Origin of the sequence: Aeromonas sp. ASNIH1, assembly GCF_002934285.1 — a bacterium.
Classification (GTDB): domain Bacteria; phylum Pseudomonadota; class Gammaproteobacteria; order Enterobacterales; family Aeromonadaceae; genus Aeromonas; species Aeromonas caviae.
Genome location: NZ_CP026228.1, coordinates 1,344,459 through 1,360,222 on the forward strand (window position 1 = coordinate 1,344,459; position 15,764 = coordinate 1,360,222).

Sequence of the window (15,764 nt, forward strand, 5' to 3'; positions counted from 1 at the left end):
ACGAAGATGTACATAAATCGACACTTTCTTTGATTGATCGCAAACTTGCCGCCTCAGCGAGGGGTTTTGGCGGTTTCCGTCGACAAACCCCCACCTCCTCTGCCATCGCCGGAGCCGTTGTCCGGCGAGTTCAGTGGGGCTGTTTCAGCCAGTTGCGCAGCGCCTGGGAGGGGATGGAGCTCTCGGAGGCCACCGCGAAGGCGCCCCAGTCCACGGCGCACTGCAACGCATCGGCCATGGCCATGCCCCGCGCAAGACCGTGGATGAGGCCGCCCGCGAAGGCATCCCCCGCCCCCGTGGTATCCACCACGGAGACCGGTCGCGCCGCCACCCTGACCTGCTCCTCCCCGTGAATGGCCACGGCGCCCGCCTTGCCCTCGGTCAGCACCAGCCATTCGAGCTGATCCCCCGCGAGCTGGCGGGCATGCTGCCAGGGGTCGCTCACCTCGCCGAGATCGGTGCGGGAGGCCACCAGCACGTGGCAAGGGCGGCGGGCCTGCCCCCCCTTGGGATATTGGGCCACCACGAAACTCTTGGCGAGCATCTGGCGCATGTAGCCCACGATGGCGGTACCCGGATAGTTCACATAGAGGCAGTCCACCCCTTCGGTCGGCAGATCCCCCGGCAGATCCGGACGACGTGGGCGCCTGAGGATGGTGCGCTCACCGGTGGCGTCCACCAGCACCAGCAGCTCGCCGGTCTCGCCGCCAAAGCGTTCCACATGGCTGCAATCCAGGCCGTATGAGGCCGCCTGCTCCAGCAGCCAGTCACCGGTGTCGTCCAGCCCGACCCGGGAGGCGATGATCACCTCGTGCCCCGCCCACACCAGTCCGATGCCGGTATTGGCGGCGCCGCCGCCGAGTCTGCGCCCCTGATCCACGTATTGCAGCCGCGCCCCCGCCACCAGGGGTTCGGCCAGGGAGAGCACATGATCACAGTTGAGATTGGCGAGCAGCAGGATGCGGGACATGGAAACCTCGGCGGGAGGAGGCCGGCACCCCGGGGTGCCGGCACAGAAACGGAAGCGGGATCAGTAGACGGGCAGCTCCACCCCTGACAGCAGCTCGTCGATGCGCGCCTGGGTCGGCTGCTGCATCACGTTTTGGATCATCTCCTTGGTGAGATGGGGGGAGAAGGAGCTGATGAAGTCATACATGTAGTTCTGCAAGAGGATGCTCTTGCTGAAGCAGATCTGGGCCGGGCAGGGCTCGAACAGGTGCTCCAGATTGATGGCCACGAGGCCGGGGGCATCGCTATCGTTGGCAACCAGGGAGGAGATGATACCGATGCCAAAGCCTAGCTCCACGTAGCGCTTGATGACACCGGCATCCATCACCGTCATGTAGTAGTTGGGGGTGAGGCCGGCCGCCTGAAACACCTTGTCCTGCACCTGGCGCCCGGTGGCACCGCTCTCGTAGCTGAGGATGGGGTACTGGCAGAGCTGCTCCAGGGTCGGCTTCTTCACCTTGGCCAGGGGGTGATCCTGCGGCACCACCAGGGAGAGGGTCCAAAGGTAGGCGGGCAGCGCGATCAGCTCCTTGTCGAAGCCTATCTCGTGGGCCACGATGGAAAAATCCGAGTATCCCTTGCTGATCTGCTCCTTGGTGGCGGACATCACGGGGTGCAGGTGGAACGAGATCTTGGGGTACTTCTTGGTGAAGTAGGTGACGCTTTTCGGCAACAGGTAACGGGCGATGGTGTGGGTGGTGTGGATGTTGAGGGTGCCCACGGTCGGATCCAGGTACTCCCGGGAGATGGCCTTGATCTTGCTCTCGATATTGAGCATGGCCTCGGCACACTTGATGATCTCCTCCCCCACCGGGGTGATCCGGTGCAGGTGCTTGCCGCGGCGCTCGAAGATGCGCACCCCCAGCTCGCTCTCCAGCAAGCCGATCTGCTTGCTCACCCCAGGCTGGCTGGTATAGAGCGCATCGGAGGCAACGGAGACGTTGAGATTGTGGTCCCGCACCGCGATCAGATACTTCAACTGCTGTAGTTTCAAGGTTGCCCCCTCACAGACTGACGCGGCGCTCGTCGATGGACTAGGCCGCCAAAAATGGCGGCCAGTGTATCATCCGGACTGGGCATATCGCCGCTTGATCCTTCATTTTGCTACAAAATCTAGCATCAGCGCGGTGGATATGACAAACGGGGTTCAGCGCGCGTCGGCCCCGATCGGCAGGATGCCGAGGAACTGCAGCAGCCACTGCATCATGGTGGCGGAATCCACCTCCCCTTCCAGGGAAGAGAGACTGCTCTGGTAATGTGCATCGGGCAGCCTGTCCCGTCGCCGCTCGATCAGGGCCCGGTTGTACGCCACCGAGAATTCCGGGTGCCCCTGGATGGCGACGATGTGATCCCCCTGCAGGAACATGAAGTTGGGGCAGAAGTCGTTGCCCGCGAGCAGGGTCGCCCCCGGCGGAAGCTGCTCCACCTGATCCTGGTGGCTTGCCAGGATGCGGATGGTGTCCAGCCCCGGCGCCATCCAGGGTTTTGTCATCTGCATGGCATGGACAGACACCCCCAGCCCCCATCCCTTGGTGGACTTCATTACCTCCCCTCCCAGCGCCTGGGCGATCACCTGATGGCCGAAGCAGACCCCGGCCAGCTTGACGTTGGCATCGTGGGCCCGGCGGATCCAGTCGCGCAGCGCCAGGATCCAGGGGATGTCACTGTAGGCATCGTGACGCGAGCCGGTGATGAGCCAGGCATCGCATTCGGTCAGATCCAGGGGCAGATCGCCGTCGAGGGCGGACCAGACCCGAAATTCCAGCTCGGGGGCCAACGCCCGGAAACCCTTGATAAACATCTCGGAGTAAACGGGACCAAAATCCCCCACCAAATCGGGGTCCAGCCGGTCACAATCGAGAATACCCAGTCGCATCTGTTACTCCTTGACAGAAGCGCCCCCGCAGACCGGCGGCCTGCGGGGGCAAGAGATTAAAGCCATGGCAGCGAGCCGGCGGCTCACTTCATGGTCGGCATGGAGAACTCGGCGCCGGCGCGCAGGCTCTGGGGCCAGCGGGCGGTCACCGTCTTCATCCGGGTGTAGAAGCGCACCCCATCCGGCCCGTGCATGTTGAGCGGCCCGAAGATGGACCGTTTCCAGCCACCGAAGCTGTGAAACGCCATGGGCACCGGAATGGGAACGTTCACCCCTACCATACCGACCTGAACCCGCGTGGTGAAGTCCCTTGCGGTATCTCCGTCACCGGTGAAGATGGCGGTGCCGTTGCCGTACTCGTGTTCGTTGATGAGGCGCAGGGCCGTCTCGTAGTCCAGGGACCGCACGATGGCGAGCACGGGGCCGAAGATCTCCTCCCGGTAGATGCGCATCTCGGGGCCGACCCGATCGAACAGGCTGCCCCCGATGAAGTAGCCCTCGCCATGGCTCAGACCCCGGCCATCCACCACCAGCTCGGCCCCCTCGGCCACCCCCTGATCCACGTAGCCGCGCACCTTGGCCAGGTGTTCCCGGCTGATGAGGGGCCCCATCTCGTTCTCCGGACTCTGACCGAGGCCGGGGCCGACCCGCAGGGCCGCCACCAGGGGAGAGAGCTTCGCCACCAGGGCATCGGCTGTCTCGTCACCCACCACCACGGCCACCGAGATCGCCATGCAACGCTCGCCCGCCGCACCATAGGCGGCCCCCATCAGGGCGGAAACCGCCTGATCCAGATTGGCATCCGGCATGACCACCATGTGGTTCTTGGCGCCGCCCAGGGCCTGCACCCGCTTGCCGTGGGCCGAGGCGGTGGCATAGATGTACTGGGCGATGGGGGTGGAGCCGACAAACGACACGGCACCGACCCTCGGGTCGGTCAGCAGCACGTCCACCACCTCCTTGTCGCCGTTGACCACGTTGAGCACCCCATCCGGCAGGCCCGCCTGCTTGAGCAGTTCGGCCATGCGCAGGGAGAGGGACGGATCCTTCTCCGAGGGCTTGAGGATGAAGGTGTTGCCGCAGGCCAGGGCCACCGGGAACATCCAGAGCGGCACCATGGCAGGGAAGTTGAACGGGGTGATGCCGGCACAGACCCCCACCGGCTGCATCATGGAGTGACTGTCCACCCCGCGGCCCACGTTGAGAGAGTGCTCCCCCTTGAGCAGATGGGGAATGCCGCAGGCAAACTCCACCACCTCCAGCCCCCGGGTCAGCTCCCCCTGGGCGTCGGAGAAGACCTTGCCGTGCTCGCGGCTGATGAGCTGGGCCAGCTCGTCCCTGTGCTGCTCCATCAGCTCCTTGAAGCGAAACAGCACCCGGGCCCGCACCAGGGGCGGGGTCTGGGACCACTCCCCAAAGGCGCGCTCGGCGCAGGCAATCGCCTCGGCACACTCGTCGGCCGTGCTGAGAACGACGGAGCCTTGCTGCTGGCCGGTGGCCGGATTGAAGATGGCACCGAAACGCTCGCTGCGACTCTCGGTCGTCTCGCCGTCGATGAAGTTGTCGATCCTGTAACTCATAAATCCTCCGTGATGGGTCATCCGTCCTCCCCTCGCCGCGCCGGGGCAGCACAGGGGGATGACGCCCGGGACGAGCGCCATCCTGTGTGATGTGGGGGTCAGTCCTGGGCCTGCAGGGCGTCCTGCAGCAGGGTGAAGAGATCGTCGATCTGGCTGCGCTCGATGATGAGGGGAGGCGACAGGGCGATGATGTCGCCGGTCACCCGGATAAGCGCCCCCTTCTCGAAACAGCGCACGAACACCTCGTAGGCCCGCTTGCCCGGTGCATCCGGCATGGATTCGAGTTCGATGCCCGCCACCAGGCCGTAGTTGCGCACGTCCTTCACGTGCTTGCAGCCCTTGAGGGAATGGGCCGCCTCCTCCCAGTAGCCTGCCAGATCGGCGGCGCGGCTGAGCAGGTTCTCGTTGCGATAGATCTCGAGGGTCGCCAGACCCGCCGCCGCCGCCACCGGGTGACCCGAGTAGGTGTAGCCGTGGAACAGCTCGATGGCCCCCTTGCCCGCCGCCATCATGTCGTCATAGATGTGGTTTTGCACCAGCACGGCCCCCATGGGGATGGCGCCGTTGGTGAGCCCCTTGGCGCAGGTGATCATGTCGGGGATGACGTCGAACTCCTGGGCGGCGAAGGGGGAGCCGAGGCGGCCGAAACCGGTGATCACCTCGTCAAAAATCAGCAGGATGCCGTGTTTGGTACAGATCTCCCGCAGCCGCTTGAGATAGCCCTTGGGGGGCATGATGACCCCGGTGCTGCCGGCGATGGGCTCGACGATGACCGCCGCGATGTTGCTGGCGTCGTGCAGGAAGACAATCTTCTCCAGTTCATCGGCCAGGGTGAGGTCTTCTGCTGGCAATCCCTTGGTGAACGCATTTTTCCCTATGTTGAGGGTGTGGGGCAGATGATCCACCCCGGTCAGCAGGGAGCCGAACCACTTGCGGTTGCCGGGAATGCCCCCCACCGAGATGCCGCCAAAACCCACCCCGTGGTAGCCGCGCTCGCGGCCGATGAGCCGGGTACGGGTCCCCTGACCGCGAGCCCGCTGCCAGGCCAGCGCAATCTTGAGCGCGGTGTCCACGGACTCCGATCCGGAGTTGGTATAGAAGACGTGACCGAATCCCTTGGGGGCGATCTCCACCAGCTGGTTGGCCAGCTCGAACGGCAGGGGGTGGCCCATCTGGAAGGTGGGGGCAAAATCGAGGTGGGAGATCTGCTGGGAGACCGCCTCGGCGATCTCGCGCCGACCATGGCCTGCGTTGCAACACCAGAGTCCGGCAGTGCCATCCAGTATCTTGCGGCCATCCTCTGAGTGATAATACATCCCCTCTGCCGACTTCAGGATGCGCGGCGCCGCCTTGAACTGCTGGTTGGCGGTGAACGGCATCCAGAATGCGGACATGTCGGGGGTATTGATGTCGCTGACAGGTTTCATGGTCACCTCATCCTTAAGGCGTTTAGTAATACCCGGCTCATGCCTATTAAATTAAACACCTGAATCCATAAAAAAGGGCTTTTATCGCCCGGCTTGGTGTCACCCCTCAGGGGTGGTATAAGATATTTAACACAATTTTAATAATAGTAAACAGTCAAGGAGTGTCTATCGATGGATATCGGTCACCGCCTCAAGGCGGTTCGCACCAAGGCGGCCCTCTCCCAGCGCGAGCTGGCAAAACGCTCCGGTGTGACCAACGGCTTTATCTCCCAGATCGAGAAAAATCAGGTGAGCCCCTCGGTGGCCTCCCTGCGCAAAGTGCTGGAAGGCATCCCCATGTCATTGGCCAGCTTCTTCACCGACGAGACGGAGATGGATTCCGAGGTGATCTTCCGTGCGGACGACATGCCGGATCTCGGCACCCACCCCATCAGCTACCGTCTGGTGGGTCACAGCCGCGCCAACCGCGCCATCGGCATGATGCAGGAGATACTGCCCCCGGGCGCCGACACCGGTGACGACATGCTGAGTCACGAAGGGGAAGAGTGCGGCATCGTCATCCGGGGTCAGGTGGAAGTCACCGTGGGCGAGCAGGTTCACCTGCTGGCACCGGGGGATGGCTACTACTTCGACAGCCGCACTCCCCACCGTTTTCGCAACGTGGGGGATCAGGAGTGCGTGCTGATCTCGGCCAACACGCCCGCCAGCTTCTGACGGGCCTTCTCCCGGAACAGCCCGCCGGGATCCCCCCTGCCTAGCCCAGGGATCAGGCCAGCGACACGGGCTCCCGCCCCGCCGCGCGACCCCAGACACCACAGGCCAGGGCGCCCGGTTTGCCCCGCCGTTGGCCCGGGTTGTTCGGGGTCAGTGTTTAATGAATTGTTACAAGATGGATTTACAAGCGGCAGGATGTTTAGCATATTGATACGCGGAGACTGACTTTCTGCCGGTTCAAGGAGTGAACATGAGTGACCTGACCCTGGCCCAGTGGCAACACAAGGCCGCCCATCTGACCCTGCCCTCGCAAGCCTTTATCGACGGCACCTACCGGGATGCCGTCAACGGCGCCACCTTCGATTGCATCAACCCGGCCAACGGCCAACTGCTGACCAGGGTCGCCTCCTGCGACGCCGCCGATGCCGAGCTGGCGGTCAAGGCGGCCCGTGCCGCCTTCGACGACAAGCGCTGGTGCGGCCTCTCTCCCAAGCAGCGCAAGCTCATCATGCAGCGCTTCGCCGAGCTGATGCGCCTGAACCTGGTGGAGCTGGCACTGCTGGAGTCGCTGGATATGGGCAAGCCCATCGGCGACGCCATGGGGTATGACGCCCCCGCCGCCGCGAACTGCATCGCCTGGAACGCCGAGGCGATAGACAAGATCTACGATCAAGTCGCCCCGGTGGAAGAGTCCGCCCTGGCCCTGGTGACCCGCGAGCCCCTCGGTGTCGTGGCTGCCATCGTGCCCTGGAACTTCCCCCTGGTGATGGCCTGCTGGAAGCTGGGCCCGGCGCTCGCCACCGGCAACTCGGTGATCCTCAAACCCTCCGAGAAATCCCCCCTCACCGCCCTGCGCATCGCGGGTCTGGCGAAGGAGGCGGGCATCCCCGACGGCGTGTTCAACGTGCTGCCGGGCTTTGGTCACACCGTGGGCGAGGCGCTGGCCATGCACATGGACGTCGACTGCATCACCTTCACCGGCTCCACCAAGATCGGCAAGCACCTGGTGCAGTGCTCCGGGAAATCCAATCTGAAACGCGCCTTTATGGAGTGCGGCGGCAAGAGCCCCAACATCGTGCTGGCGGATGCACCGGATCTGGACGCCGCCGCCCGCAGCGCCGTCGGCGCCATCTTCTACAACCAGGGGGAAGTGTGCACCGCCGCCTCCCGCCTGCTGGTGCAAAACAGCATCAAGCCCCAGTTCATGGAGCGGCTGCTGGCCCACGCCCGCGAATGGATCTCGGCCAACCCGCTCGACCCCACCACCCGCATCGGCGCCATGGTGGACCACATCCAGATGGAGCAGGTCCTCAACTACATCGCCATCGGCCAGCAGGAGGGCGCCAAGCTGCTGCTGGGGGGCAAGCGCACCCAGCCCGAGGAGGGCGGCTACTACATCGAACCCACCATCTTTGACGACGTGACCCCGACGATGCGCATCTTCCGCGAGGAGATCTTCGGCCCCGTGCTGGCGGTGACCGGCTTCGACACCCTGGAAGAGGCCATCGCCCTTGGCAACGACACCGACTACGGCCTGGCGGCCGCCATCTGGACGGCGGATCTCAACCAGGCGGTGAAAGGGTCGCGCGCCCTGCGCGCCGGCACCGTCTTCGTCAACAACTGGGATGGCGGCGACATGACCATGCCGTTTGGCGGCTTCAAGCAGTCCGGCAACGGGCGCGACAAGTCCCTGCACGCCCTGGAGAAGTACACCGAGCTGAAAAGCACCTGGATCCAGCTCGAATAACGTCATAAATGACGCTTATCAACAAAACAGGGGGGAGAAATCCCCCTTTCTCATTTTTACTCTTTTATCCCCTCGCTCAATCGATATAATCGTCAAATAGCAAGCCATTAAATTTAAAGATAAAAATGCTGTTTTTTCTGGGAAGTGTACTGTTTCTGGTGGTGGGACTGCCGCTGTTGTTCTTCGTGCTGGGTCAGGGGGAAGCCTATGTCACCTGGGGCCCCTGGATCTCCGCCATCGCCCTCATGCTGTGGCTGCTGATGGACGTGGAGAAGATCCGCCGCGGGGGCGGTCGCTGAAGTTGCTCCTGCTGTTAAAATCCCGTCAGACCCATTTATTGTCTTCTTTCCCTGCAAAAGGATCGCTACACTGACTTTTTGCGATGTTTCCCGACATCCGCACTCCAGTGAAGGTTATCCGCATGCAACAACAGATCCAGCGCCAGGGCGTCCTCTATGCCCTCGGCGCCTACACCCTTTGGGGCCTGGCACCCATCTACTTCAAGTCCCTCTCCGCCGTGCCGGCCGCCGAGATCCTGACCCACCGCATGATCTGGTCCTGCGCCCTGCTGATGGTGCTGGTGCTGCTCGGACGCCAGTGGCACAAGGTGCAGGCGGTGCTGCGCCATCCCAAGGTGCTGCTCACTCTGGCCTTCACCTCCGTCACCGTCGGCGGCAACTGGCTGCTGTTCATCTGGGCCATCAACAACGGCCACATGCTGGATGCGAGCCTGGGCTACTACATCAACCCCCTGTTCAACGTGCTGCTCGGCATGGTGTTTCTGAGCGAGAAGCTGCGCCGCCTGCAGTGGTGGGCGGTAGGGCTCGCCTTTGTCGGTGTCGCCGTCCAGCTCATCGCCTTCGGCTCCCTGCCCTGGATAGCCCTGGTGCTGGCCTCGAGCTTCGCCATCTACGGCCTCATTCGCAAGAAACTGGCCCTGGACGCCCTCACCGGCCTGCTCATCGAGACCCTGATCATGCTGCCGCCAGCCGCCTTCTATCTGTGGGGCATCGCCGACAGCCCCACCAGCCACCTCACCCAGAATGACTGGCACCTGAACCTGCTGCTCATCGCCGCGGGCGCCGTCACCACGGCCCCCCTGCTCTGCTTCACCGCAGCGGCCACCCGGCTCAAGCTCTCCACCCTGGGCTTCTTCCAGTACATAGGCCCCAGCCTGATGTTCATCCTGGCGGTGACCCTTTATGGCGAGGCGCTGGCGCTGGACAAGATGATCACCTTCGGCTGCATCTGGAGCGCCCTGGTGCTGTTCAGCCTGGATGGCCTGCGCAGCGGCAAGCGGCGCCAGGAGGCCGGCTGAGGCGCCGGCGCAATAATCTACAAGCCAAGGGGCCGCTTTCGGGGTATCAATAGGGGATGAACGCACCCCAATCCCGCATCCACTACTGGCAATCCCGGCTGCTGCCGGGGGTTGAACTCTCCCACTCCCACCACAGGGAGTTCAGCTATGGCCGCCACGTGCATCTGGACTACCACATCGGTCTGGTGCAGCGGGGCGGCCAGAAGTTCATCCACAAGGGGAACAGCCACAACCTGGTGCGCGGCGAACTCTCCACCGTCAACCCGGACGAAATGCACGACGGCCTCAGCCTGCTGCCGGAAGGGTACGAGGTGCGGGTCTTCTCCATCGCCCCCGAGCAGCTGGCCCGCTGGCTGCCGGAACACCCCGAGCCCTTTTTCCACCAGGGATTGCAGAGCCGCCCCGACCTCTACCAGGGCTTTGCCCGCCTGCACATGCACCTGGACGGCCCCGCCCCCGACGGCCTGCTGGCGGAGAGCCAGTTGCTGGCCCTGCTGGGCGAACTGTTCCGGCTCGCCCCCGAGCGCCACGCCCTGGCGGATCCCCAGCTCAGGTTCCTGCGCGACCATCTGCTGGCCCGGCTGGACGAGCGCCACACCCTGGAGGACCTGGCCGCCCTGTTCGGGCTGGATCGCTTCGCCTTCCTCCGTCAGTTCAAGAAGAAGACCGGCATGACCCCCTATGCCTGGCTCAAGCGGCTGCGCCTCGAACAGGGCAAGCGCCTGCTCGGCAGCGGTCTGCCGGTGAGCGAGGTGGCACTGGCGGTGGGCTTCTTCGATCAGAGCCACTTCCACCACGGTTTTCGTCAGGCCTTCGGGCTCACCCCGGCGGAGTATCGCCAGCAGATGCTGCCCGCCTGAATCGTCGCCGCTGCAATCTTTTACAATCTCCCGTCCCCCGTCCTGCCCCATGCTGTCACCTCCATACCGCTGTCGGAGGTCTTTTATGTTCACCAGCCTGTTTCTGACCCTGGGTCTCGTCCACCTCGTCGCCCTGGCGAGCCCGGGCCCGGATTTCGCGCTCATCCTGCGCACCAGCCTGCACAGGCCCACCGCCCTCGGAGCGGCCCTTGGCATCGCCCTCGCCATCCTGCTCCACGCCACCCTGAGCCTGACCGGCATCAGCCTGCTGATCGCAAGCCAGCCCTGGCTCTTTCTCGCCGTGAAACTGGTGGGTGCCCTCTATCTGGGCTGGCTGGGCTGGGGGGCGCTGAAAGCGGCCTGGCAGGGAAGCGGGGATCTGGCGCTGCGCGCCGGAGGCGAGCGGCCGGGCTGGCGCAAGGGGGTGAAGAGCGGGCTGGCCACCAATCTGCTCAACCCCAAGGCGATGCTGTTCTTCATGGGGCTGCTGGCCGCCATGGTGACGCCCCAGGTGGATGGCCTGACCCGGGGATTGCTGATCCTGGAGCTGTTCCTGCTCTCCCTCGTCTGGTTCAGCGCCCTGGCCTGGAGCCTCTCCACTCCCCGCGCCCAGCACCTGCTCGGCCGCATCCAGCGCCCGCTCAACCTGATGACGGGCCTGCTGTTTGGCGCGGTCAGCCTCTCCATCCTGGTGGATCTGCAGGGGCACTGGCCAGCGGCCTGACCGGCACGTCCTTGTTGGCGGCAAGCAGGGAGGGGCCTTGACGGACGGCGCGACTACTCCCCGCGCCGCATCCCCTTGCGCAGGTAGACGTAACCCTCCCCCGGGCTGCCCCAGCGCTGATGGGCGCCGTTGTCATAGGCCCTGTCCAGCAGTCGGACACTGTCCGGGCCGATCCAGAGGTACTGCACCAGGGTGGTGGCACCGCCAAAATCGGTGGCGCAATGCCCGACCCGGGTCTGTCCTTTGTACTCCCCGCCCGGCTGGCGGGTCAGCCAGATCTCGCACCCTTCGCGCAGGGAGAGTTGCTGCGGGGTGAGGGAGTCGAGCAGCTCGGGCCGACGCCAGGCGCCGGCAAAATCCGTGGCCCTCGGCATGGTCAGTTCGGCCATCAGGATGCGGCCATCGGGCAGGGAGGAGAAGCGGTAGATGCGCTGGCGAAACGGCCGCTGCGCCCGCTCGGTCAGAAACTGCTCCGCATAGACCCAGCGGAAGGGGCCCTCCCCGGGCCAGATCTCCACCAGCCGCAGCTCGGCACTGGTGAAGCGGGCATCGAAGGTGGCCTGCTCCTGGCTGGAAAACTCCCCCGAGAACCAGGAGAGCAGGGGCTCCAGCCTCCCCTGCGTGGCATGGGGGCCGGGGGCCGTCACGAAGGGGACGGGCGCCGCCCAGATCAGGCTGGCGTAAAACAGCCCCAGCAGGGCCGCCATCAGCTGTGTCATCGAATCCTTCCGAGTCGCTTGCATGGCGGCGATTATATGAGCGAACGGTGACAATAACCTCTATCTTGATCAACTCCTTGAAGAGAAAACGAAAAATCCTCTCTGCAGGCGAAAGGAGGCGACGCCCCCCCGCAGGCCACGGGGATGACGGCTATCCTTGCTGCGACCCGTCCCTGTTGCCACCAAGAGGAGTCCCCCATGAACACAGTCACCCTGCATCGCGTGCTCAAGGCCCCGCCACAGCGGGTTTACCAGGCCTTTATCGAGCCGGACGCCCTGGCCAAATGGCTGCCCCCCCATGGCTTCACCTGCAAGGTGGCGGCGCTGGATGCCAGGGTCGGCGGCCAGTTCAGGATGTCGTTCACCCACTTCGCCAGCGGCCACACCCACGCCTTCGGCGGCGAGTATCTCGCGCTGGAGCCGGGCAAGCGCATCCGCTACACCGACCGCTTCGACGACCCCAACCTGCCGGGGGAGATGCAGGTCACCATCACCCTCACCCAGGTGCTGTGCGGCACCGATCTCGCCATCGAACAGGCGGGTATACCGGCGGTCATCCCGGTGGAGATGTGCTACCTCGGCTGGCAGGAGTCCCTGATGCAGCTCGCCACCCTGGTGGAGCCCGAGATCCCCGCCGAGTGACCCGACACGGGGGCTCCCCCGGTGGCCCCCACATAGATACCCCTTGTGAGAGAGGGGCCTGATCAGGTATCTCTGTGGGCAGGGCGGGCTGCGCTCTTGCAGCGACCATCCACCGCCAGGAGCCCCCATGAAACGAGTCTTGATGATGACCATGGCCGCCGCCCTGCTGGGCGGGTGCAGGCGGCCATCACCAACTTCGACCTGACCCGGCCCGACCCCAAGCTGCGGGATCTGCTGCCCGCCAAGATCGCCATCAACGTCACCCGCGAGGTAATAGGCAAGGAGCCCTATCTGCTCAAGGTGGGCAGCATGGCACAGTTGCTCGACGCCCAGAGCGGCAAGCTGCTGGTGCGGGTGATGGACGCTCGCGAGAGCCCGGACACCACCCACAAGGATTCCCCCATCACCGCCCTGGAGATGGAGAAAATGATCGATCAGTGGGCCGCAAGCCGCGCCAAACAACTGGCCGACAACCTGGGGCGCTGAGCCGGGCCGAAAACGACAAAGCCTGCCAGGGGGCAGGCTTTGTTGTCGCTGAAGCGCGGTTTATTGCAGGTTCAGACCGCCCAGGTAATCCCGCTTGCCCAGATCCACCCCGGCCTGGCGCAGCAGGGCATAGGTCATGGTGAGGTGGAAGTAGAAGTTCGGGATGCCGTACTCATGCACGCAGCTATGGCCGTCCATCCCCTTGCCACCGGCCCAGTAGGGGTAGTAGTGGCCGCTCGCATACTGGCTGAAATCCGCCTCCAGCTTGCCTTGCAGGTAGGCGATGGTCTTGGCCACGTGGGCGCGCAGATCCGCCATGGTCTTGGGATCATCCCCCAGCACCGGCGGCTCGCTCAGGCTGGCGGTGGCCACCACGGCGCGGGCGCTGTCACAGCAGATCAGCACCTGCTTGCTCAGGGGCAGCATGTCGACGATGAGGCGCTCATTGAAGAAGTTGTCCACGTTGAATTTCTTTGCCTCGGCGTGGGCCTCGGCCTTGGCCAGACACTGGTCCAGGTTGGTCAGCATCTTGATGAACTGGGCTGCGATATCACGATTCATAATGCACTCTCGGTTGGTTGAAGGCAGTAAAACGAGCGGCTCCACTATAGCGCATCCCCCTTGCAGTTCGAGCCCGAGGGGATGAAAAGCGAGGGCGTCCTCCTTGCCCTGCGACAGGCAGTGGCGATCACCGGCGGGCAGCGAGACCAGAACGCCGCGCCCCGTCGCCGCCCCGAGTCCCTCTTTCCCCTTTTTTTGATCTGTGACAGGCATCTCGTTTTTCGAGGGGCGTAGTCTGGAGCCCGTTGCCCCGGCACGGGCCGGGGCACCCATCCCACAAGGAGAATGCCATGAAGATCTACGATCGAAACCGCAATGTGCTGACCCTGGGCCAACGGGTAATGATTGCCGCCACCGGCGCGGTCGACACCCTCAAGGAGGCGCACACCGACAACCTGACCCCCTATGAGGCGGAACATGAGAAGTGCGTGCTGCTGACGAACAGCCAGGAGCGCTACGCCCCCATCGAGTTGATTAGACTAGGCTGATCCCGTTTTCCGTCACCCTACTCTTTACAATTCACCCGGCCGCACGCCCCGTCGCTGGCCGGGTTTCTCTCTCCGCTCTACTCCTTCTCCGAGCCGCTGCCACCTTATGAGGGCGAGGCGATGCAGCTTGCCGGTATCCAGCCTGATTGCCCCGCTTCGTTGTGAACCCAGAGCCAGCCTGCCAGCTCCCGATCCACCCGTACCCGCTCCCCCACCGCCACATCCAGCTCCCGGGCGGTATAGTCCTGGCGCGCCTGCGCCTCCCCGGCGCCGATCGGGGTCAGCAGGGACAGGGGCGCCCACCCCTCGTTGCCGTCTGCGGTAAAGGTGCGCACCCAGCCCGGAAACTCGTCGTCCTCGTGGCCGATGCGCACCCGCTCTCCGGCCCGAAAGGCGATGGGATTGGGGTAGCAGGTGTGGTGCGCCGTGGTGATCAACGCCAGCATTGTCTCGTCCTCCGACAGGTTCTGTTTGATGACGCCCCGAGTCATACCACAACCCGGGCCCCGTTGCGTCAACCGGGCTCACACCCTCTGGCAGAGGGTGCTCTCCCCCGGGGCGGGCCGACGACCCTGATCCCCACGATTCATTACTATCAGTGAATTTTCATATCATCCGAGTGTCATTTCAGTGAACACATCACCGCCCTAGACTGCTTCTCGAACCTTAACGAGGAGTCTTGTATGAAACTCACCCATATCCCGTTGCTGGCCGGCACCCTCGCCTCGGCCTTCTCTTTCAACACCTTCGCCGGTGACCTGGTCTCGGTGCAGTTCAGCGATGGCCGCCCCGCCGTGACCGGGGTCGAGGCGGTCAACAACGCACTCAACCCCATCGGCGTCAACGTGGTCACCGTCGACATTCCCGAGGCCGCCAGGCCGCTGCTTGAAGCCTCCCACCGCCGCGCGTTGACCAAAGCGGAGCACGGCGCCCTGATTGCGGCCTTCAACCTGAGTCAGGGGGAGCTGCTGGAGCAGGCCAGGCTCGCAGGGCGCGAGCCTGCGGTGCAAGGGGGCGGCGTCGCCACCGAGGAGACCGGCGTCGGCCCCTACCCCAAGGTCTATGACCTGATGGCGCTGGACGAGCGCACCCGCAGCGCCGTGCTCGGCAAATATGGCCGCATGCACGTCAACTCCGCCGAGGACGGCACCGACATCGACGAGGTGATGACGGTGGTCAGCGGCGGCCCGTTCCGCTGGGGCTTTACCCTCAAAGACGGCAGCATCGCCCGCTTCCAGATAGACAAGGTGGGCCTGGAGGACAAGGCCGTGCGGATCAGCTATCACGGGCTCGGCATGCACGCCGGGTTGATGGATGCAAAACAGGGGCTGTTGGTGGCCTTCGCCCACGGCCCCAGGGCATTCACCATGCGCTACCAGGCGGATGTGCCCCACGCGCAGCTGCTCGGCACCAACCCCTGGGCCGATGTCGGCATCACCCTGCCCCCCGCCCCCGGCAAGGTGCAGTAAGCCGGTGCGTGCCATCTGGCGGCGGGGCCCGGGGCTCATCGCCTCTCTTTCGTCTGCGTCTCTGCCGGACCCGCCACGCCCGGAGGGCCATGATCCGGGCCGGTCTGCCACGGGCCACTCTCTGTCTGGGGGGGATGGGGGGTGG

Annotated in this window: 17 protein-coding genes and 1 pseudogene; 10 read left to right on the forward strand and 8 right to left on the reverse strand. The window is 64.4% G+C overall.

What is annotated here, in order from left to right; all coding sequences use genetic code 11:
* Positions 1–130: 130 nt before the first annotated feature.
* The 5 genes from C2U37_RS06570 to C2U37_RS06590 form a co-directional block, all read right to left on the reverse strand.
* Positions 131–970, reverse strand: coding sequence for a PfkB family carbohydrate kinase (locus C2U37_RS06570; RefSeq protein ID WP_104452044.1), 840 nt, complete (start codon positions 968–970; stop codon positions 131–133).
* 60 nt (positions 971–1,030) lie between these two features.
* Positions 1,031–2,002 (reverse strand): LysR substrate-binding domain-containing protein, encoded by a 972-nt coding sequence (locus C2U37_RS06575; protein WP_104452045.1) that lies wholly within the window; start codon positions 2,000–2,002, stop codon positions 1,031–1,033.
* Between the two features lie 153 nt (positions 2,003–2,155).
* Entirely contained in the window at positions 2,156–2,884 is a 729-nt protein-coding gene (locus tag C2U37_RS06580) for a glutamine amidotransferase-related protein (RefSeq protein ID WP_104452046.1), read from the reverse strand.
* 83 nt (positions 2,885–2,967) lie between these two features.
* On the reverse strand, positions 2,968–4,464 hold the full coding sequence (locus C2U37_RS06585; protein WP_104452047.1) for a CoA-acylating methylmalonate-semialdehyde dehydrogenase: 1,497 nt from the start codon (positions 4,462–4,464) through the stop codon (positions 2,968–2,970).
* Between the two features lie 98 nt (positions 4,465–4,562).
* A complete protein-coding gene (locus tag C2U37_RS06590; protein ID WP_104452048.1) occupies positions 4,563–5,891 on the reverse strand; it encodes an aspartate aminotransferase family protein in 1,329 nt (442 codons plus the stop codon).
* Positions 5,892–6,062: 171 nt separating this feature from the next.
* Between C2U37_RS06590 and C2U37_RS06595 the strand changes: the two genes are divergently transcribed.
* The 6 genes from C2U37_RS06595 (at position 6,063) to C2U37_RS06615 (ending at position 11,254) form a co-directional block, all read left to right on the forward strand.
* A complete protein-coding gene (locus tag C2U37_RS06595) occupies positions 6,063–6,605 on the forward strand; it encodes a cupin domain-containing protein (protein WP_010672493.1) in 543 nt (180 codons plus the stop codon).
* Positions 6,606–6,855: 250 nt separating this feature from the next.
* The gene (locus tag C2U37_RS06600; protein WP_039039526.1) at positions 6,856–8,352 is read left to right on the forward strand and encodes an aldehyde dehydrogenase; all 1,497 of its coding nucleotides are present in this window, start codon (positions 6,856–6,858) and stop codon (positions 8,350–8,352) included.
* Positions 8,353–8,477: 125 nt separating this feature from the next.
* Positions 8,478–8,651 carry a hypothetical protein gene (locus C2U37_RS24840; RefSeq protein ID WP_010672491.1) on the forward strand — a complete coding sequence of 58 codons (174 nt, stop codon included), beginning with the start codon at positions 8,478–8,480 and terminating at the stop codon, positions 8,649–8,651.
* Positions 8,652–8,773: 122 nt separating this feature from the next.
* The gene (gene rarD, locus C2U37_RS06605) at positions 8,774–9,670 is read left to right on the forward strand and encodes an EamA family transporter RarD (protein ID WP_104453197.1); all 897 of its coding nucleotides are present in this window, start codon (positions 8,774–8,776) and stop codon (positions 9,668–9,670) included.
* Positions 9,671–9,726: 56 nt separating this feature from the next.
* Positions 9,727–10,530 carry an AraC family transcriptional regulator gene (locus C2U37_RS06610; protein WP_010672489.1) on the forward strand — a complete coding sequence of 268 codons (804 nt, stop codon included), beginning with the start codon at positions 9,727–9,729 and terminating at the stop codon, positions 10,528–10,530.
* Between the two features lie 85 nt (positions 10,531–10,615).
* The gene (locus tag C2U37_RS06615; RefSeq protein WP_010672488.1) at positions 10,616–11,254 is read left to right on the forward strand and encodes a LysE family translocator; all 639 of its coding nucleotides are present in this window, start codon (positions 10,616–10,618) and stop codon (positions 11,252–11,254) included.
* 53 nt (positions 11,255–11,307) lie between these two features.
* Here the strand turns inward: C2U37_RS06615 and C2U37_RS06620 are convergent, their stop codons facing one another.
* On the reverse strand, positions 11,308–11,973 hold the full coding sequence (locus C2U37_RS06620; RefSeq protein WP_041212148.1) for a chromophore lyase CpcT/CpeT: 666 nt from the start codon (positions 11,971–11,973) through the stop codon (positions 11,308–11,310).
* Positions 11,974–12,171: 198 nt separating this feature from the next.
* Here C2U37_RS06620 and C2U37_RS06625 point away from each other — a divergent pair, with 198 nt between their 5' ends.
* Both C2U37_RS06625 and C2U37_RS06630 read left to right on the forward strand, forming a co-directional pair.
* Positions 12,172–12,615 (forward strand): SRPBCC family protein, encoded by a 444-nt coding sequence (locus C2U37_RS06625; protein ID WP_042882233.1) that lies wholly within the window; start codon positions 12,172–12,174, stop codon positions 12,613–12,615.
* Positions 12,616–12,786: 171 nt separating this feature from the next.
* Positions 12,787–13,101, forward strand: a pseudogene (locus C2U37_RS06630) (DUF3313 family protein); the annotation flags it as partial.
* 60 nt (positions 13,102–13,161) lie between these two features.
* Here C2U37_RS06630 and C2U37_RS06635 read toward each other — a convergent pair.
* Complete coding sequence (locus C2U37_RS06635; protein ID WP_039039533.1) at positions 13,162–13,662, reverse strand: DUF1993 domain-containing protein; 501 nt, start codon at positions 13,660–13,662, stop codon at positions 13,162–13,164.
* A gap of 290 nt (positions 13,663–13,952) precedes the next feature.
* Between C2U37_RS06635 and ydfZ the strand changes: the two genes are divergently transcribed.
* The gene (gene ydfZ, locus C2U37_RS06640; protein WP_010672483.1) at positions 13,953–14,150 is read left to right on the forward strand and encodes a putative selenium delivery protein YdfZ; all 198 of its coding nucleotides are present in this window, start codon (positions 13,953–13,955) and stop codon (positions 14,148–14,150) included.
* Between the two features lie 104 nt (positions 14,151–14,254).
* On the opposite strand, the gene C2U37_RS06645 is transcribed toward ydfZ, so the two are convergent.
* Entirely contained in the window at positions 14,255–14,596 is a 342-nt protein-coding gene (locus C2U37_RS06645; RefSeq protein WP_042864616.1) for an SH3 domain-containing protein, read from the reverse strand.
* Between the two features lie 237 nt (positions 14,597–14,833).
* Between C2U37_RS06645 and C2U37_RS06650 the strand changes: the two genes are divergently transcribed.
* On the forward strand, positions 14,834–15,619 hold the full coding sequence (locus C2U37_RS06650) for a hypothetical protein (protein ID WP_104452049.1): 786 nt from the start codon (positions 14,834–14,836) through the stop codon (positions 15,617–15,619).
* The last annotated feature ends 145 nt before the right edge of the window (positions 15,620–15,764 follow it).